Here is a 17,673-nt window from a genome sequence, read left to right as displayed (position 1 = left end):
GTGAGATATCCGGGCTAGCCGGGACGATCCGGGGTTTCGGCAGCGGTGGCGGACCGGGGGTGGTTGCCGGCGTCCAGCGCGGCGAGCCCCCCATGGCTCAGAACGGCAGGATGGTGCTGCGCCATTTCGAGGCCCAGCTGCCGAAGCCGCCCTTCGTCCGCATCAGCCGGTCGCTGATCGTCAACCTGGACCAGCTGGAGCGGGTCGACTGGCAGGATGCCGGGCGCTGCAGCGTGTCGCTGGCGGCGGCATCGGCCCGATCGCCCTCGACCGGATCGCCGCCCGGCGACTGCGGCAGTGCCTTGGGGGAGCTGGTCGTTCGCGGCATCCTGCGCGTCGGGGGCAGCGTCGATGGCGGCACCAGCTACCGGCAGGCGGCCCAGCGATCGAGGCGCGGTTCAGCTCTGCGTGCGGGCCTTCGACGCCGACGGCGCGACCCAGCCGGTCGAGGGGGCCCGCAACGCGATCCACAGCGTGCCCATCAGCGTCCGGTGATGCCGATGCGCGTCGGGGCCGGACCGCGTCAGAACAGGCTGGCCTCCTTGAGATACTCCGTGGCGACCGCCTCGATCGTCTTCTTCTGCACGTCGACCTCGCCGTTGAGGCGCTGCATCGTCGCGTCGTCCAGCCGGGTGGCCAGGGCCTCGAGCAGGGGCTTGAGGTCGGGATGGGCGTCGAGCACGTCCTTCCGCACCACCGGCACCAGCGCGTAGTTGGGGAAGAAGCCCTTGTCGTCCTTCAGCAGGGTCAGGTCCATCGCGGCGATGCGGCCGTCGGTCGCCGCCACCACCGACACGTCGACATCGCCATTGGCGAGGGCCGGGAACACCAGGCCGATCTCCATCGGCCGGACATTGGCGCGGCCGGCCTTGAAGTCGTAGGCCTTCTGCAGGCCCAAGAGCCCGTCCTCGCGCTTCGGGAACTCGGCCGTGGTCGCCATCACCGGGTCCTTGCCGTCCTGGTAGGCGGTGGCGAGGTCGGACAGCGTCGCCATGCCGTCGGTCTTCGGGTTGCCCTTGCGGACGGCCAGGGCATAGGTGTTGTTGGCCTTGGACGGGGCCAGCCACACCAGCCCCCTGGCGCCATCCAGCTCCTTCACCTTGGCGTAGGTCTCGTCGGGCGTCAGCTTATCGGTGACCTTGTTGAAGGTGACCAGCGAGGTGCCGGTGTATTCCCAGTACAGGCTGACCTCGCCGCTTTCGAGCGCGGCGCGGACGATGTTGGTGCCCATCCCGTCCTTCTTCTCGACCGTATAGCCTTTGGCCTCCAGCAGCTGCTTCGTCATCTCGGCCAGCAGGAACTGCTCGGTGAAGTCCTTGCCGCCGACCGTCAGCTCGGCCGCGCCGGCGGCGCCGCCGCAGGCCAGCAGCGCGATCGCCGACAGGATCGCCCGCTTCAGTGTCGTCTTGATCATCGACTTGCTCCCTGTTGTGTCCCTTGTCACCGCAGCGGGTTGATCCCGCGCGGCACGAGATGGATCTGCAGCCGGCCGACCGCGAAGTCGGTCAGCACGGCCAGCAGCGCCGTCGGGATGGCGCCGGCCAGCATCATCGGCAGGTCGTTCAGGGCGATGCCGGTGAAGATCAGCTCGCCCAGGCCGCCGGCGCCGATCAGGAAGGCCAGCGGCGCGGTGCCGACGCAGATCGACAGGGCGGTCCGGACGCCGCCGAAGATGATGAACAGCGCGTTCGGCAGCTCGACCCGCCAGAACACCTGGGCGGGGGTCATGCCCATGCCGCGCGCCGCCTCGATCAGCGGCGTCGGCACGTTGCGCAGGCCGGCATAGGTGTTGCGGACGATCGGCAGCAGCGTCGCCGCCCACAGGCCGAACACCGACGGCACCGTGCCGATGCCCAGCACCGTCATGCTCAGTGCCAGCACCGCCAGCGTCGGGATCGTGGTGCCGAGATTGAACACCTGCAGGATCAACTCGGCCGAGCGGTGGAAGGCGGGGCGGGACAGCGCCGCGCCGGCCGGCACGCCGGTCAGGATGGCCAGCCCGCCGGCCCAGGCCACCAGCTCGACATGCTGGAGGCCGAGGAAGACGATGTCCTCCTGATAGGACAGGATCTCGGCCGGCATGTCGCTCGCCAGTCCCCACAGCACCGCCGCCGCGGCCAGCAGCAGCCACAGCAGCGCGGCGATGCCTGGGACGGGTAGGGGCCGCCCCGCAGTCAGCGGCGCCGCGCGCCAGGCCTTGCCGACATCGCTCATGCCGAGGCCCCCCGCGCCGACAGGCCGCGGATGATGCCGGCATAGGTCAGGGCACCCTGGATCCGGCCCTCGGCGTCGACGCAGGGCAGCAGCGGCATGTCATGCGCGAACATCAGCGTCACGGCGCTGCGCAGGTCGGCGGTCAGGGGAATGGTGGCGCGGATCGGCTCGGCGCAGTCGCCGCAGGTGCCGCCGCGGACGGCCCCGGCCCGGCTGCCGGAGACCATGGCGCCGGGGTGTCCGTCCGCATCCAGCACCAGTACGGCCGGGCAGCCGCTGGCCTGCATCAGCTCGCGCGCCCGTCCGACCGGATCCTCGCGCTGGACGATGCCGGGCCGACCCAGCGGCACATCGGCGATGCGCACCAGCCGCAGCCGCTTCAGCGTGCGGTCGGAGCCGAGGAAGGTCTCGATGAACGGGGTGGCGGGGTTGGCCAGCAGCTGCTCCGGCGTCGCGAACTGCTCCAGCCGTCCGGCGCGGAAGATGGCGATCCGGTCGGCCATCTTCACCGCCTCGTCCAGGTCGTGCGAGACGAAGATTACCGTCTTCCGCAGCGCCGCCTGCATGCGCAGGAACTCGTCCTGGATCGCCCCGCGGTTGATCGGGTCGATGGCGCCGAAGGGCTCGTCCATCAGCAGCACCGGCGGGTCCGCCGCCAGGGCCCGGATCACGCCGACGCGCTGCTGCTGGCCGCCCGACAATTCCTTCGGATAGCGGTCCATGAACACCGCCGGCTCCATCGCCACCAGCTCCAGCAACTCGGCGGCGCGGGCGCGGGACTTCTTGCGGTCCCAGCCCAGCAGGTCGGGCACAACGCAGATGTTCTCGGCCACGGTCTTGTTCGGGAACAGCCCGATCTGCTGGATCACGTAGCCGATCGACCGGCGCAGCCGGATCGGGTCGACCGCCCGGGTGTCGCGGCCGTCGATGAACACGGTGCCGCCGGTCGGCTCGATCAGGCGGTTGATCATCCGCATGGTCGTGGTCTTGCCGCAGCCGGAGGGGCCGAGCAGGACGCAGATCTCGCCGGCCGGCAGCTCGAAGCTGACCTCGTCGACCGCCACCACCGGGCCGGAAGGGGTCTCGAACACCTTGGTCAGACGGTCCAGCCGGATCATGCCACGGCTCCCCGGGCCAGCCCCTTCGAGGTCAGCCGCCGCTGCGCCAGCGCCAGCAGCAGGTCGACCGCGATCGCCAGCAGCGACACCGCGACCGCGCCGGTGATCAGCTGCCGCGGGTCCGACTGGCTGATGCCGCGGGCGATGAAGGTGCCCAGGCCACCGGCGCCGATATAGGCGGCGATCGCCGTCACCCCGATGTTCATCACCGCGGCGGTGCGGATGCCGGCCATGATCACCGGGATCGCCAGCGGGATCTCGACCTGGCGCAGCCGCTGCGCCGCGCTCATGCCCATGCCGATGCCGGCCTCGCGCAGCGCCGGGTCGACATCGACGATGGCGGTGTAGGTGTTGCGGATGATCGGCAGCTGCGAATAGAGGATGATCGCGATCGCGGCCGGGACAGTGCCGATGCCGTGGCCGATCGGCGACAGGAGCGGGATCATCAGCCCGAACAGCGCCACCGACGGCACCGTGATCATCATCGAGGCGAGGTACAGGACGATGTCCGCGGCCCGCCTGGACTGGGTGATGGCGATGCCGATCGGGACGGCGGTGACGATCGCGATCGAGACCGCGACGGCGACGATCGACACGTGCTCCAGCGCCCGCGCCGCGATCACGTCCAGGTTGTCGTAGGCAAAGGTGAGCGTGTCCATCAGGCCGCGATCCCGTGATTGCCCCGCCGTCAGAGGTCGAGATAGAGCCTCGCCGCATTGTCGTAGGTGAAGCGCAGCGGCACCGATCCCTGCACCCGCCAGGCCTCGATCGTCCCGCCTTCCATCAGCCGGCAGGCGCCTTCGGTGTCGACCACCGCGCCGCCATAGAGGCGATTGGCGAGGTTGAGGATGGCGGTCTGGTGCATCGCCGTGCTGCCGCTGCCGCACGCATCCTTGATCAGGGCGACGCGAAAGCCGTGCCCGACCGCGTCCCGCACCGTCTCGGCGATGCAGGCCTCGGTCCACACCCCGGCCACGAACAGCCACTCGGTGCCCAGCGCCGCCAGCCGCTCGGCCAGCCCGCCGCCGGCGAAAGCGCTGGCATCCGATTTCACCAGAACGGGCTCGCGGTCGATCGGGCCGACCTCGGCGCAGATCTCCGACATCGGGTCGTCGGCGTCGCTGAAGGCCGAGCTGCCATCCGCCATCACCGGGTGGAACGGCTTCGCCCGCTGCGCCGCCTGGTCGACGACATAGGCGGAGTGCAGCACAGGGACGCCGGCCGTCCGCGCCACCCGCTGCAGCCGCTGGATGTTGCCGATCAGTGCGTCGAAGCCTTCGACCAGGTAGCGGCGGTCGCGGCGGTGCTCCTCCTGCAGGTCGACGAACAGCGCCGCCGCCCGGCTAGGCTCGATGGTCAGGGCCGTCCGCATCAGACTTCCCCGTCCAGGAACTCGTCCTCATAGGGGAAGCGCGACAGCAGCTCGATGCCGGTCTCGGTGATCAGGATCTCGTCCTCCAGCTTGACGCCCTCCCGGCCGCCCTTCTCGCCGACATAGCTCTCGACGCTGACCACCATGCCGGGCAGCAGATGTCCCTCCCGGCCATAGGTCTCGTAGTCCATGGCATGGGCGATGAACGGCGTCTCGCCATGCATGCCGACTCCGTGCATGACCGAGGTGTAGCGCTGCTCGACGAAGCGGTCGGGGATCTTCCAGGCCTTCTCCGCCACCTCGCCGAACGCCATGCCCGGCTTGACGATGCCGATATTGTGCCGGATCTGGTCATGCGCCATCCGGTACAGCATCTTCTGGTAATCGGAGGGCCGGCCCGGCCCGCAGCGGAAGGTGCGGGAGAAGTCGGAATAGTAGCCGTAGCAGCCGATCGTGTCGGTATCGAGGGCCACCAGCTCGCCCGGCCGGACCTTGCGGCCGCCGGCCTCGCTGAACCAGGGGTTGGTGCGCTGGCCGGAGGTCAGCAGGCGGGTCTCGATGAACTCGCCGCCCTGGCGGATCACCTCATGATACATGATGGCGAACAGCTCGTTTTCCGAGATGCCGGGCCTGATCGCCTCGCGCACCGCGGCGACCGCGGCCTCGGCCCCGGCCATCGAGGCCTGCAGGCACTTGATCTCCTCCACCGTCTTCACCGCGCGCACGGCCAGGATCTCGCCCTGGCAGTCGGTGACGGTGCAGCCGCGCTTCTCCAGCGCCAGCGCATGCAGGTGGTTGCAGCGGTCGAGGCCGATCTTCATCGACCCGCCGCCATGGGCCCGCAGCAGCTCGGCGATCTCGTCGGCGAAGGCGCCGGCGCTCTCGCCGTCGCGGTTCGACACCGATGACCAGACCAGCTTCGACGGCCGCGCCTCGTCCACCGTGTCGAGCACGGTCGAGACGTGATAGCTCTGCGGGTATTCGAACAGCACGATCGGGCCTACGGCGGGCACGAAGAAGTAGCGGGTAGAATTGCGCAGGAAGTAGCCGAACATGTTGCGCGATCCGGTGGCGTAGCGCTGGTTGTACGGGTCGAACAGCACCACCGCGCCGTAGCCGGACTCGGCCATCCAGCGGCGCAGCCGGGCGAGGCGGCCCTGGCGCAGCGCGTGGACGTCGACATAGGACGGCTCGGTGTCCGACAGCCACATGCCGACGGCGGCGTCCGCGGTGGCCGGGTGGCGCATCCGCTCGGCGAAATCGACGTCCTCGACGCTGTCGGGGTTGAACACCACGATGCTCATTCGCGTCTCCCTGTTGGGCTCAGGATGCGACGCCCGGCAGACGCAGTTCGTGCGGAAATCCGCAAAATCCATGCGGATTTCCGCAATCCTTCCGACTGACCGGCGAGGTCAGCCGCGACGGGCTGCCCGGGGCGAGACGCCCTCCTGCTCGCGGAACGCCCGGGCGAAGCTGGACATGTCGGAAAAGCCGCAGGCCAGGGCGACGTCGCGCACCGGCAGGGTGGAATGGGCCAGCAGGTCCGCCGCCCGCCGCAGCCGCAGCCGGCGATAATAGGCACCGGGGGAGGTGCCGGCCGCCGTGCGGAAGGCGCGCTCCAGCCGGTCGGCGGAGACGCCGAGGCGGCCGGCCAGCCCAGTCATCCGCAGCCGGTCCTCCACCGCCTCCTCCATGATCGCGATCGCCGACAGCACCAGCTCGTCCTGGATGCCGGTGCGCAGCCGCAGCGGCATCAGCTTGCGGTCGACGCTGGACCGCAGCGGGCTGTGCACGAACCATTCGGCGACGCCTGCCGCCAGCTCCGCCCCGCAATCCGTGGCGATGATGTCCAGCATCATGTCCAGGCTGCCGACGCCGCCGGCCGAGGTGAAGCGCTTGCGGTCGATGACGTAGAGGTCGCGGCGCAGCTCGATCTCCGGGAAGGCCTCGGTGAAGGCCGGCTGGCTGGTCCAGTGCAGGGTGCAGGCATGGCCGTCCAGCAGCCCGGCCCGGGCCAGGAAGAAGGCGGCATCGGCGACCGCGCCGATCCAGGCCCCGGCCCGCAGGTTGCGGCGGATCCAGGCGACCGCGTGCTCGGCCACGACATGGTCCGCGTCGCCGCCCGAGCACGCCACGATGCGGTCGACCAGCGGTGCTTCGCGCGCGCCCAGCACCGGCTCGATGGTGAAGCCGTTCGACGCCCGGACCTTGCCGCCGGACAGGCCGACGGCGATCCAGCGGTAGCACTCGCGCCGGGCCAGGATGTTGGCGGCACGCAGCGGCTCGATCACCGAGCTGAAGGCCATGGTCGGGAAGCCGGGGAAGACCAGGACGGCGAAGGTGATCGGCGTCCCCTGCTGTGCGCGCCCGCGCGGCGCCGGTGGCTGATTCACATTGCGTCCCCGGCGCTGGTCGTTGCATCCCTGTCGGACAGTGTTCCGCCCGGCGACGGCGCGGTCAACGTCCCCAGTCCGGATGGCGTCGCATGAGCGTGTCATGGGCCACATCGAGTCCCGCGGAGTTGCGGGCGCATCATGCCCGGGATGCCGAGGAGCGGGCCGGCCCGCTGCCTGACGATGTTCACGAGACGGTGGTGGAGGAGGCGGGCGCCTTCCGCGGTGGCCTGCTGTTCACGCCGCCGGATCCGTTGCCGGATGCCGCGCTCCTCTACTTCCACGGCGGCGGCTTCGTGGCGGGGAGCCCCACGACCCATCGCTGCGTTACCGGCTGGCTGGCGAAGCTGACCGGGATGCGGGTGCTGTCGGCGCGCTACCGCCTGGCGCCGGAGCATCCGTTCCCGGCCCAGCGCGACGACGCGGTCGCGGCCTGCGCGGCCCTCGTCACGATCGGCGCGGACAGGCTCGTGCTGGCCGGCGACAGCGCCGGGGCCTGCGTCGCCCTGTGGGGGTTGCGGGGGCTCGGTCCCGGAATGCGGGCCCGTGTCGCCGGGCTGGCCCTGCTGTATGGCGGGTTCGGCGGCATCGAGGGCGGCAGCATCGCCCGCCACGGCACGGCGGAAAACGGGCTGGATGCGGAAACGCTGTCGATCATGTACCGGCGCCTCGGCCCGCTGGTGGAGGACATCTGGCCCCTGGCCTTCGCCGGCGAGGTCGCCCTGCCGGCCTATGTCCTGGCGGCGGAGCTGGACGCGGTGTTCGACGATTCCGCCCTGCTGTTCCAGCGCCTCGGCTCCCGCACCGACAGCCGCTTCGTCGTGGCCGCCGGCCAGGACCACGGCTTCCTCAAGGGCGCGGGCCGCGATCCCGTCGCGCTGGAGGAGCTGCAGGCTCTCGCCGGCTGGGTGAAGCAACTCGGTGCCGCCTGAAGCGGGATTCGGCGGCGACACCTTCCCCGGACTTGCCGGCCAGCCCATCTTCTGAGGAACCGGCGCCTGCCGGAGGAGGAAGATCATGATGCAGCCGACGCGCCGGACCGTCCTCGCGACCTTTCTGTCCGCCTCTGCCCTGCCGTTCCTGGCCGGCAGCCCGGCTGCGGCGCAGTCGCCGCCGGCGCGGTTGCTGCCGACGCCGGCCTGCGACGATGACGACGCCACGCCGGCGAGCTCGGAAGGGCCCTTCTTCAAGCCCGATGCCCCTTTGACGTGGGACCTGGCTGCGGGCGCCCCCTCCGGCGAGCGGATCACCGTCGCCGGCCTGGTGCTGGATGCCGATTGCCGGCCGATCCCCAACGTGCTGGTGCAGATCTGGCACGCCGATGCGGCCGGCCGCTACGACAACGCCGGATTCCGGTTCCGCGGCCGCCAGTTCAGCGATGACGCCGGCCGGTGGTGGTTCGCCACCATCGTGCCGGCCCTCTATCCCGGCCGCACCCGGCACTATCATTTCAAGGTGCAGCGGGCGGGCGGATCGATCCTGACCACGCAGCTGTTCTTCCCCGGCGAGCCCGGGAACCGGCGCGACGGCCTGTTCGACGAGCGCCTCGTTCTGGCTGTCACCGAGGTGCAGGACGGAAGGTTCGGCCGCTTCGACTTCGTTATCTGACTCCGCGCAGCCGCCTATCCGAAGGTGAAGGCATAGGCCTGGACGCCGGGATCCAGGAACCGGATCTCGAAGCTGCGGTCGGCGACCGGGCCGTCCTGCCGCACCAGCTGGTACAGGCGGTGCTCCGTCACGATGCCCTGGCCCTCGGCATCGGTGTCGGTGCCGTGGCTGCCGCCCGGCGCCGCGCCGTCGATGGTGACGCGGAACCGCACCGGCTTGCCGTCCGGCCCCGGCCCCAGCACCAGGTGCAGGTCGCGGGCGTGGAAGCGGTAGACGATGCCGCCGCCCGCCTGGTTCAGTGAGGCCCGCTCGCCGCCGATCGTCCAGTCGCCGGCCAGGCCCCATTGGTTCAGCCGCGGCGTGCCGGCCTCGTAGACATGGCTGGCGTTCGGCACCGCGCCGCCGGGCGAGACGAATCTCTCCGCCTGTCTGAAGCCGACATAGGTCTCGGGCGACCCGACGTCGTTGGTGTCCGAGGCAACCTCCACGCCGGCGGGGCTGACCGCGACCAGCCCGCCGCCGGCATCGGCGTGCCCGGCCTCCGCCAGCAGCTGCTGGATCACCCGCTCCGACTCGTCATAGCCCTCCTCGCCGAAATGCTCGTGCCGGATCCGGCCCTGGGCGTCGATGATGTATTGCGCCGGCCAGTACTGGTTCCCGAAGGCCCGCCACACCGCGTAATTGTTGTCGATCGCCACCGGGTAGCCGATGTCCAGGCCGGCGATCGCCTTGCGGACATTGTCGATATTGCGCTCGAAGGCGAATTCGGGGGAATGCACGCCGATCACCACCAGCCCCTGGTCCCTGTACTTCTCGGCCCAGGCGCGGACATAGGGGATGGTGCGCAGGCAGTTGATGCAGGAATAGGTCCAGAACTGCACCAGCACGACCTTGCCCTGCAGCCCCTCCCGGGTCAGCGGCGGCGAGTTCGGCCAGTCGGTCGCACCGGCCAGGGGAGGGAAGAAGCCGACGACCGGCAGCGGGGCCGGCTGGCCGGCGGTCTTCGTCACCACGGGTTGCAGGCGGTCGATCAGCCCGTGCTCGATCGACGTCGTGCCGGCCAGCGACACCCGGGTTAGCAGGCCGGTGTCGAGGCCGAGGACGATGGTCGCGACCGCGGCCAGCACCGCCGCCCCCAGGCCGCGGCGGATCCATTCGCCGGCGCCGAGCGACCACTTCACCGCCGCGAAGATGCGGCCGAAGGCCCGCAGCGCCAGGGCCAGGGAGGTGGCCGCGCCCAGGGCGTAGGCCAGCAGCAGCAGCGAGGTCTGGGGATTGGCGCCGTTCAGGGCGGCGCCGGTCAGGATCAGCCCCAGCACCGGCCCGGCGCAGGGGGCCCACAGCAGGCCGGTGGCGACGCCCAGCAGCAGCGACGCCGACACCGGAGAGCGTCGCGCGCCGACATCCTCGGCTGCTTGCGACAGCCGGCCGCCGAGCACGACCAGGGGCCGCGTCAGCCGGTCGGCCAGGCGGGGCACCAGCAGCGTCGCCCCGAACAGCGCCAGCAGTGCGATCGCGGCGATGCGGCCCCATTCATTGGCGGCGACGGCCCAGCCGCCGGCCACCGCGGCCAGGGTGGCGACGGCGGCGAAGGTCAGGGCCATGCCGATCAGCATCGGCAGCCCGTTGCTCAGGAACGGCCGGTCCGCTCGGGCGAAGACGAAGGGCAGGACGGGCAGGATGCAGGGGCTGACGATGGTCAGCACGCCGCCGAGATAGGCCAGCAGAAACAGCAGCATCTTGGGTCTCCGGGGCTCAGGCCGCCAGGGATGGGTGGTCCTGAGCCGTGATGTGGGCGGTGGCCCGGAGATTTGCCCGTTAGCCGTTGTTAGCGGCTGTTGGTCTGTAAAGGCGGTATTTGAAAGATATTTCAATATTTGAGATTTATTGACACGCCCGGTAGGACACTTCATCGTTAATAGGACTGGACGCGTATACCTGCTCCACCTGAGAGGCCGCAGCTTCGACGGCAGAGCAGGAATAAGGAAGAAGGGGGAGAAAATGAACGCCTGTCGACTGGCCCTCCTGGCCGGCCTGGTCTCCGTGTCTCTGGCTCCCGGCCTGCCGGCCTCCGCGCAAGATCCTCTCCCCCTCGAAGGCCCGGGCCTGGGGAATCTCACCTACACCGATGCCGAGCTGTTCCGCGAGATCTCGACGATCAAGTGGAACACCGCCACCAACACCAACGGCATCCCGGTCATCCAGTACACGATTCCCGGCAACACCAGCCCGCAGAAGCCCTACGGCACCAATGTCGGGGTCATGCACAACGGCTACTTCGTGACCCTGTTCGCGCCGGACAGCGGCGAGGCGACCGGCGGCTTCCTGATCTACGACGTCAGCAACCCGCGCGACATCAAGCTGGTCAAGACGATCTACGAGCCGGACGGCCGCACCAAGGAGTTCCGCGAGCCGCACGCCTTCGGCCAGGCCACGATCGGCGGCAAGGACTACATCGCCCTGCCCAGCATCTACGGCGTGGAGTTCTGGGACTTCACCGACATCAACGACATCAAGCAGGTCAAGAAGCTGGCCTTGCCCGGCGTGAACGCCGGCGACTACGAGAACGTGAACTGGCAGATGTACTGGCAGGCCCCGTATCTCTACGTCGCCTCGGCCAGCCGCGGCATGTTCATCGTCGACGCCAGCGATCCGGCCAATGCCAGGATCGCCGACCGCGGCAACGGCCGGGCCAATCCGGTGCCGCTGGGCGAGCTGGGCGGCTTCCGCGCCGGCCCGGTCTTCGCCATGGGCAACGAGATGGTGCTGACCTCGATGGAGACGACGTCGGGCTTCGCCAGCCTCGACATCTCCGACCCGCTGAACCCGACGCTGATCGGCGGCAAGACCACCCTGCCGAACTACTACGCCACCTGCTTCAACGGCCGGAAGCTCTACACCTCCGGGCGGAACGGCGACGGCAAGATGGCGGGCTACGACCTCTCGAACCTGCGCCAGGTCAAGATCGAGAACGAGACCACCCCGATCGAGGAGGGGCTCTACTGCGCCGCCCAGGACGACCATCTGATCGTCGGGGCGCAGCGCTACATCTTCAAGCTGGACGTGACCAACCCCGCCTCCTATCCGGAGATCGGGCGGTCCGAGCGGGTGGCGGACAACGTCACCGTACCGCCGCGCGGCAACCGCGACCCGGATCTCGGCCAGGTGGCGATGTTCGGCAACCTGGTCTTCGTCGGCAGCGACCACGGCACCAACACGGCGTTCCGGCCGCACCAGAAGGCCCCGGACACGACGCCGCCGGCGGTGCTGACCGTCTCGCCCGGCAACGGCCTGCTGCGCCAGGCGACGACGTCGCGGGTCGGCCTGGCGCTGTCCGACAGCATCCTGCCGGAGACGGTCAATGCCGGCACCTTCATCGTCCGGCCCAAGGGCGGGACGGCGCTGGCCGGCACCTACAGCGTGCAGCTGGGCATCGTCAACTTCGCCCCGGCCCAGCCGCTGCAGCTCAACACCGAATACGAGGTGGTGCTGACGGCCGGCGGCGTGAGGGACTACGCCGGCAACGGCCTGGCCACAGAATTCGTCTCCAGCTTCACCACCGGCAGCCAGGCGGTCCCGACCTCCTATGTCAACCGCTGGCCGCTGGCCTCCACCCTGACCGACGTGGCCGGCGGCAATGACGGCAGGGCCAGCAGCCAGGACAGCTATGCCGACGGCGGCCTGGACTTCACGCCGCGGACCACCGGCGTCGAGCTGGAGAGCGACACCATCGCCGAGGCCCTGGGCGGCACCGCGACCGTCAGCTTCCGCCTCAAGACCAGCCAGATCGGCAACAGCAACCCGTGGCAGGCGCCGGGCATCTTCGGGCGCGACCAGGTCGGCGGCGCCAACGATGTGTTCTGGGGCTGGATCGACGCTGCCGGCCATCTGAACCTCTCCGTCGGCGACCGCAGCGCCGCCAATCCGGTCACCCGGTCGGCGGCGCCGATCAATGACGGGCAGTGGCACCAGGTCGCCATGACCCGCGACGCCGTGACCGGCGCGCAGGCGATGTATATCGACGGCGCCAAGGTCGCCTCGACCGGCACAGCGGGGGTGCTGGGGCTGTTCGACAAGCTGCAGATGCTGGGCCAGATCCAGGGCAACCCGGTCGCCTTCAAGGGCATCCTGTCGGATGTGCGGGTGTACAAGCGGGTGCTGACCGACGCCGAGGTCGACGGCATCTTCAACCCGCGCCCGGCGGTGCTGCCGCAGCAGCAGGTCGCCAAGGCGGTCGCGCTCGACCCGGCCGCGCTGGGCCTCAGCGGCGCGAAATACGTCTGGAACTTCGGCGACGGCAGCGCGCCGGTCACCACCACCGCGGCCAGCCCGATCGCGCGCTACACCTACCCGGCGCCGGGCAACTACACCGTGTCGGTGACGGTTGTGACCGAGGACGGGACGGAGACGTCCTTCTCCTTCCTGCAGAGCGTGATCCATCCGGTCACGGCCGTGGCCCCGACCCACACCAGCAACATCGTCGGCAACGCCACGGCGGTCTATGCCCTCGACCCCGATGCCGGGACCATCGCCGCGATCGACGCCGCGGCCCTGACCAAGAGCTGGCAGCTGGCGGTCGGCAAGGAGCCGAAGACCCTGGCCCTCGGGCCGGGTGGCAAGCTCTGGGTCGCGGTGCAGGGCGACGACAAGCTGCTCCGCATCGACCCGCTGACCAAGGCCGTCAGCACCTTCCCGCTGGACTATGGCAGCGCGCCCTATGGCGTGGTGTTCACGCCGGACGGCGCCAAGGGGCTGCTGACCCTGGCCGGCAAGTCGGTGCTGGCGGTGTTCAACCCGTCCACCGGGGCGATCACCGGCCGGGTGACGTTGCCGGGCGGCGGCGACGTGCGCGGCATCGCCGTCAGCGCGGACTCCAAGACGGCCTATGTCACCCGCTTCCGCTCGAAGATGACGCAGGGCGAGGTCTACAAGGTCGACCTCGCCACCCTCGGCACCGCGACCGTGATCGCGCTGCCGGTGGACACGACGACGCCGGCCACCGAGGCCGCGGCGCCGGGCGTCGCCAACTACATGAACCAGGTCGTGATCGCGCCGGACGGGCGGCGCGCCGTCCTGCCGTCGAAGAAGGACAACATCGTCCAGGGGCGCTACCGCAAGCAGATCGACCTGAAGGCCGACACCACCGTGCGCTCGATCCTGTCCCAGCTCGACCTGGCGCAGGGCAGGGAGGTCTTCGCCGAGCAGATCGACTTCAACAACCGGGCGCCGGCCCGTGCCGCGATCTTCGCGCCCTCCGGCAACTATCTGTTCGTCGCCGAGATGGAGTCGAACAGCGTGGAGATCGTCGATCCCTACCGCCGCGCGGTGGTCGGGTCGGTCGCCGGCACGGCCCGGACGCCGCACGGCCTCTATCTCGACGCGACGAGGAAGCGCCTGTTCGTCAACGCCTTCCTCGACCGCCGCGTCACCGTGCATGACATCGGCAAGGTGCTGACCGGCGAGGATTTCATCACCCCGGCCCCGACGGTGATCGCCACCGTGGCGACCGAGCCGCTGCCGACCGCCGTGCTGGCCGGCAAGCGGATCTTCTACAACGCCGCCGACCCGCGGATGAGCAGCGAGAGCTACATCTCCTGCGCCAGCTGCCATGTCGACGGCGACAGCGACGGCATGGTCTGGGACTTCACCCAGCGCGGCGAGGGGCTGCGCCGCACCATCTCGCTGCAGGGGCGGCAGGGCGTTGGGCCGGCCATGGGCAAGCTGCACTGGACGGCGAATTTCGACGAGCTCCAGGACTTCGAGAAGGACATCCGCGACGAGTTCGAAGGCGCGGGCTTCATGAGCGACGCCGACTATGCCGCCACCATCAACCCGCTGGGCCCGAAGAAGGCCGGGAAGAGCGCCGACCTCGACAATCTCGCGGCCTATGTCACGTCGCTGAGTACCTTCCAGCGCAGCCCGTACCGGACCGCGCAAGGATGCCTGACCGCGGAGGCCAAGCGGGGTGAGCAGGTGTTCCAGACGGCGAGCTGCACGACCTGCCACGGCACCGCCGTCAGCCAGGACAACCAGCGCCACGACGTGGGGACGGTCCAGCCGTCCTCCGGCACGGGATCGGGCCAGCCGCTCGCCGGTATCGGCTTCGACACCCCGACGCTGACCGGCCTGTGGCAGTCCTCCTCGTACTTCCACAACGGCCAGGCGGCGACGCTGGCGGATGTGTTCCGCCCGAACCTCAGCGCGGTGCATGGCGGCAAGATCGGTGCCGGCAACGTCGCGGCCGTGACCGCCTATCTGCGGTCGCTGGACGGGCAGAACGCCTGCACCAGGGTGGCGAGCCGCTAGTCGGCCCCGCCCGGGCCTCCGGACAGGCTGCGGTGGGGCAGCCTGTCCGGACCGTTTTCCGGTCACACCGGCAGGAAGCGCCGCCGCTCCTCCTCGAAGCGGCGGGCGATGAACTGCCGGCACAGCGCCACCCGCCGCAGCCCGGCGCTGTCCGGATGCGACAGCATGAAATAGCTGCGGCGGAAGCCCATCTCCGGCAGGATCCGCACCAGCCCGCGCATGTCGGCGGCGGCGAAATCGTGCAGCACGCCGATGCCGATTCCGGCCCGCACCGCCTCCATCTGCCCGGTGACGCTGGCGCAGCGGAAGCGCCGGGTCGACCGGTCCTCCAGCGCCCAGGCGTAGTCCAGCGCCGGGGCATAGGCGTAGTCCTCGACCCCCGTCACCACGACATGCTCGGCCAATTCCTCCGCACCCCGGGGCGTGCCGGCGGTGGCGAGATAGTCGGCCGCGGCATAGACCCCGAGGCTGTAATCGGTCAGGCGCGACACGATCAGCCTGCCCTCCACCGGCCGGTCCAGCCCGATCGCGAGATCCGCCTCGCGCCGGGACAGCGAGAAGCTGCGGGGCAGGGGCACCAGCTCGACCGTCAGGCTCGGATACTGCCGGGCGAAGCGCCCCAGCTCCCGCGCCAGGAAATGGTTGCCGAGGCCGTCCGGCGCGCCGATGCGCACCGTGCCCGCCACCTCGGCCTCGTCGGTCCGCAGCCCCTCCGCCGCGCCCAGCAGCGCCGTCTCGATGCCCTCGGCCACCGGCAGCAGCCGCTCGCCGGCCTGGGTCAGCACCGACCCGGCCGGCCGCCGGTCGAACAGCACCGTGCCCAGATCGGCCTCCAGCGCATCCAGCCGCCGCGCCACGGTGGCGTGGTTCAGCCCCAGCTTGCGCGACGCGGCCAGCAGTTGGCCGTGCCGGGCGACCGCCAGGAAGACACGCAGATGGTCCCAGTCCATGGCTTCAATTTCCGCACAACGGTTGCTCGATCCTGTGCGTTGATGCGTGCCGGGTAAAGCGGGAAGGTGGCGGCAGCAGTGGAGGAGACGACCATGCCGACCGAGATCCATCATTTCATCGCCGGCCGCCGGTTCGGGGGCAGCAGCGGGCGCACCGCCCCGGTCTTCAACCCGGCCACCGGCCAGCAGAGCGGCAGCGTCGCCCTGGCCTCGGTCGACGATGTCCGCGCCGCGGTCGCCGCCGCGCGCGAGGCGTTCCCCGGCTGGGCCGGCACCACGCCGCTGCGCCGCGCCCGCATCCTCAACCGCTTCCTGCGCATCCTCGAGGAGCGCACCGACGAGCTGGCCGCCGCCATCACCGCCGAGCACGGCAAGGTGCTGAGCGACGCCCGCGGCGAGGTCCAGCGCGGCATCGAGGTGGTCGAGTTCGCCACCGCAGCACCACAGCTGCTGAAGGGCGAGTTCACCGAGAATGTCGGCACCCGGGTCGACAGCCACGCGCTGCGCCAGCCGCTCGGCATCGTCGCTGGCATCACCCCGTTCAACTTCCCGGCCATGGTGCCGATGTGGATGTTTCCGGTGGCGCTGGCCTGCGGCAACTGCTTCATCCTGAAGCCGTCGGAGCGCGACCCCTCGGCCTCGCTGCTGCTGGCCGACTGGCTGAAGGAGGCCGGGCTGCCCGACGGCGTGTTCAGCGTCGTGCATGGCGACAAGCAGGCGGTCGACGCGCTGCTGTTCGACCCCGACATCTCGGCGATCAGCTTCGTCGGCTCCACCCCGATCGCGCGGTACATCTACGAGACCGCGGCGCGCACCGGCAAGCGCTGCCAGGCGCTGGGCGGCGCCAAGAACCACATGATCGTGATGCCGGACGCCGATCTCGACCAGGCGGTCGACGCGCTGATGGGCGCCGCCTACGGCTCGGCCGGCGAGCGCTGCATGGCGATCTCGGTCGCCGTGCCGGTCGGCGAGAAGACCGCCGAGGCCCTGCTGGCGCGGCTGGAGCCGCGGGTCCGCGCCCTGGCGATCGGTCCCGGCACCGACCCGGAGGCCGAGATGGGGCCGCTGGTCACCCGGCAGCATCTCGACAAGGTGCGCGGCTATATCGACTCTGGCGTCGCCGAGGGCGCGAAGCTGGTGGTCGACGGGCGCGACTTCCGCCGCCAGGGCTATGAGGACGGCTATTTCATCGGCGGCACGCTGTTCGACCACGTGACCACCGACATGAAGATCTACCGCGAGGAGATCTTCGGGCCGGTGCTGTCGGTCGTCCGCGCGCCGGACTACGAGACCGCGGCCGGCTGGATCAACGGCCATGAATTCGCCAACGGCACGGCGATCTTCACCCGCGACGGCGACGCCGCGCGTGAGTTCGCGCACCAGATCCAGGTCGGCATGATCGGCATCAACGTGCCGATCCCGGTGCCGATGGCCTTCCACTCCTTCGGCGGCTGGAAGTCGTCGCTGTTCGGCGACCACCACATGCACGGGCCCGAGGGCGTGCGCTTCTACACCCGGCTGAAGACCATCACCACCCGCTGGCCCACCGGCATCCGCGCCGGCGCCGAATTCGTGATGCCGACGATGAAGTAGGCGCACCGCCTGCCTCTGAACCAGTCGAAGCCCTTCCTTCCTTGTGCAACCGGAGAGATCGTTGACACTATAGACCGGATACATCGTTGACAGGTTTCCGGTGTTGTTGAGAGCGCTGA

General features: G+C 70.0%; 13 protein-coding genes and 1 pseudogene. 5 read left to right on the top strand and 9 right to left on the bottom strand.

Translation table 11 applies throughout. The features are described from left to right. Positions 1–92: 92 nt before the first annotated feature. A pseudogene (locus tag AAHM41_RS40740) lies at positions 93–188 on the top strand (LytTR family transcriptional regulator DNA-binding domain-containing protein); the annotation flags it as partial. A 335-nt stretch (positions 189–523) separates the two neighbouring features. On the opposite strand, the gene AAHM41_RS31315 reads toward AAHM41_RS40740, so the two are convergent. The 7 genes from AAHM41_RS31315 to AAHM41_RS31285 all read right to left on the bottom strand — a co-directional run bounded on the left by AAHM41_RS31315 (position 524) and on the right by AAHM41_RS31285 (position 7,097). Further along, positions 524–1,414: a glycine betaine ABC transporter substrate-binding protein gene (locus AAHM41_RS31315; protein ID WP_342240552.1), complete on the bottom strand. Its 891-nt coding sequence runs from the start codon at positions 1,412–1,414 to the stop codon at positions 524–526. A gap of 26 nt (positions 1,415–1,440) precedes the next feature. Next, a complete protein-coding gene (locus AAHM41_RS31310; RefSeq protein ID WP_342240551.1) occupies positions 1,441–2,214 on the bottom strand; it encodes an ABC transporter permease in 774 nt (257 codons plus the stop codon). Further along, the gene (locus tag AAHM41_RS31305) at positions 2,211–3,332 is read right to left on the bottom strand and encodes an ABC transporter ATP-binding protein (RefSeq protein ID WP_342240550.1); all 1,122 of its coding nucleotides are present in this window, start codon (positions 3,330–3,332) and stop codon (positions 2,211–2,213) included. The genes AAHM41_RS31310 and AAHM41_RS31305 overlap by 4 nt, the downstream gene beginning before the upstream one ends. After that, positions 3,329–3,991, bottom strand: coding sequence for an ABC transporter permease (locus AAHM41_RS31300; RefSeq protein WP_342240549.1), 663 nt, complete (start codon positions 3,989–3,991; stop codon positions 3,329–3,331). Before AAHM41_RS31300 ends, AAHM41_RS31305 begins: the two co-directional genes overlap by 4 nt. A gap of 29 nt (positions 3,992–4,020) precedes the next feature. Then, on the bottom strand, positions 4,021–4,704 hold the full coding sequence (locus AAHM41_RS31295) for an isochorismatase family protein (RefSeq protein ID WP_342240548.1): 684 nt from the start codon (positions 4,702–4,704) through the stop codon (positions 4,021–4,023). Then, positions 4,704–6,008: a M24 family metallopeptidase gene (locus tag AAHM41_RS31290; RefSeq protein ID WP_342240547.1), complete on the bottom strand. Its 1,305-nt coding sequence runs from the start codon at positions 6,006–6,008 to the stop codon at positions 4,704–4,706. Before AAHM41_RS31290 ends, AAHM41_RS31295 begins: the two co-directional genes overlap by 1 nt. Before the next feature lie 108 nt (positions 6,009–6,116). Beyond that, on the bottom strand, positions 6,117–7,097 hold the full coding sequence (locus AAHM41_RS31285; protein ID WP_342240546.1) for a GlxA family transcriptional regulator: 981 nt from the start codon (positions 7,095–7,097) through the stop codon (positions 6,117–6,119). A 92-nt stretch (positions 7,098–7,189) separates the two neighbouring features. Here AAHM41_RS31285 and AAHM41_RS31280 point away from each other — a divergent pair, with 92 nt between their 5' ends. After that, positions 7,190–8,029, top strand: a complete 840-nt coding sequence (locus AAHM41_RS31280) for an alpha/beta hydrolase (RefSeq protein ID WP_342240545.1) — start codon at positions 7,190–7,192, stop codon at positions 8,027–8,029. Positions 8,030–8,114: 85 nt separating this feature from the next. After that, positions 8,115–8,705 (top strand): dioxygenase family protein, encoded by a 591-nt coding sequence (locus AAHM41_RS31275; protein WP_342240544.1) that lies wholly within the window; start codon positions 8,115–8,117, stop codon positions 8,703–8,705. Between the two features lie 14 nt (positions 8,706–8,719). On the opposite strand, the gene AAHM41_RS31270 is transcribed toward AAHM41_RS31275, so the two are convergent. After that, a complete protein-coding gene (locus tag AAHM41_RS31270) occupies positions 8,720–10,444 on the bottom strand; it encodes a cytochrome c biogenesis protein DipZ (protein WP_342240543.1) in 1,725 nt (574 codons plus the stop codon). 262 nt (positions 10,445–10,706) lie between these two features. Between AAHM41_RS31270 and AAHM41_RS31265 the strand changes: the two genes are divergently transcribed. Beyond that, on the top strand, positions 10,707–15,011 hold the full coding sequence (locus tag AAHM41_RS31265; RefSeq protein WP_342240542.1) for an Ig-like domain-containing protein: 4,305 nt from the start codon (positions 10,707–10,709) through the stop codon (positions 15,009–15,011). A 62-nt stretch (positions 15,012–15,073) separates the two neighbouring features. Here AAHM41_RS31265 and AAHM41_RS31260 read toward each other — a convergent pair whose 3' ends face one another. Then, positions 15,074–15,961 carry a LysR family transcriptional regulator gene (locus AAHM41_RS31260; RefSeq protein ID WP_342240541.1) on the bottom strand — a complete coding sequence of 296 codons (888 nt, stop codon included), beginning with the start codon at positions 15,959–15,961 and terminating at the stop codon, positions 15,074–15,076. Positions 15,962–16,054: 93 nt separating this feature from the next. On the opposite strand from AAHM41_RS31260, the gene AAHM41_RS31255 reads away from it, so the two are divergent. After that, a complete protein-coding gene (locus AAHM41_RS31255; protein WP_342240540.1) occupies positions 16,055–17,554 on the top strand; it encodes a CoA-acylating methylmalonate-semialdehyde dehydrogenase in 1,500 nt (499 codons plus the stop codon). The last annotated feature ends 119 nt before the right edge of the window (positions 17,555–17,673 follow it).

It is taken from the genome of Inquilinus sp. OTU3971, assembly GCF_038440215.1.
The sequence above is the reverse complement of the archived record's forward strand: the minus strand, read 5'-3'. Positions and strand labels throughout refer to the sequence as shown.

What these genes read in the sequence shown, in the direction of transcription:
- AAHM41_RS31260 (WP_342240541.1), bottom strand. Translation starts at nt 15,961, where the DNA reads ATGGACTGGGACCATCTGCGTGTCTTCCTGGCGGTCGCCCGGCACGGC.
- AAHM41_RS31265 (WP_342240542.1), top strand. Translation starts at nt 10,707, where the DNA reads ATGAACGCCTGTCGACTGGCCCTCCTGGCCGGCCTGGTCTCCGTGTCT.
- AAHM41_RS31295 (WP_342240548.1), bottom strand. Translation starts at nt 4,704, where the DNA reads ATGCGGACGGCCCTGACCATCGAGCCTAGCCGGGCGGCGGCGCTGTTC.
- AAHM41_RS31300 (WP_342240549.1), bottom strand. Translation starts at nt 3,991, where the DNA reads ATGGACACGCTCACCTTTGCCTACGACAACCTGGACGTGATCGCGGCG.
- AAHM41_RS31315 (WP_342240552.1), bottom strand. Translation starts at nt 1,414, where the DNA reads ATGATCAAGACGACACTGAAGCGGGCGATCCTGTCGGCGATCGCGCTG.
- AAHM41_RS31270 (WP_342240543.1), bottom strand. Translation starts at nt 10,444, where the DNA reads ATGCTGCTGTTTCTGCTGGCCTATCTCGGCGGCGTGCTGACCATCGTC.
- AAHM41_RS31290 (WP_342240547.1), bottom strand. Translation starts at nt 6,008, where the DNA reads ATGAGCATCGTGGTGTTCAACCCCGACAGCGTCGAGGACGTCGATTTC.
- AAHM41_RS31255 (WP_342240540.1), top strand. Translation starts at nt 16,055, where the DNA reads ATGCCGACCGAGATCCATCATTTCATCGCCGGCCGCCGGTTCGGGGGC.
- AAHM41_RS31310 (WP_342240551.1), bottom strand. Translation starts at nt 2,214, where the DNA reads ATGAGCGATGTCGGCAAGGCCTGGCGCGCGGCGCCGCTGACTGCGGGG.
- AAHM41_RS31275 (WP_342240544.1), top strand. Translation starts at nt 8,115, where the DNA reads ATGATGCAGCCGACGCGCCGGACCGTCCTCGCGACCTTTCTGTCCGCC.
- AAHM41_RS31280 (WP_342240545.1), top strand. Translation starts at nt 7,190, where the DNA reads ATGAGCGTGTCATGGGCCACATCGAGTCCCGCGGAGTTGCGGGCGCAT.
- AAHM41_RS31305 (WP_342240550.1), bottom strand. Translation starts at nt 3,332, where the DNA reads ATGATCCGGCTGGACCGTCTGACCAAGGTGTTCGAGACCCCTTCCGGC.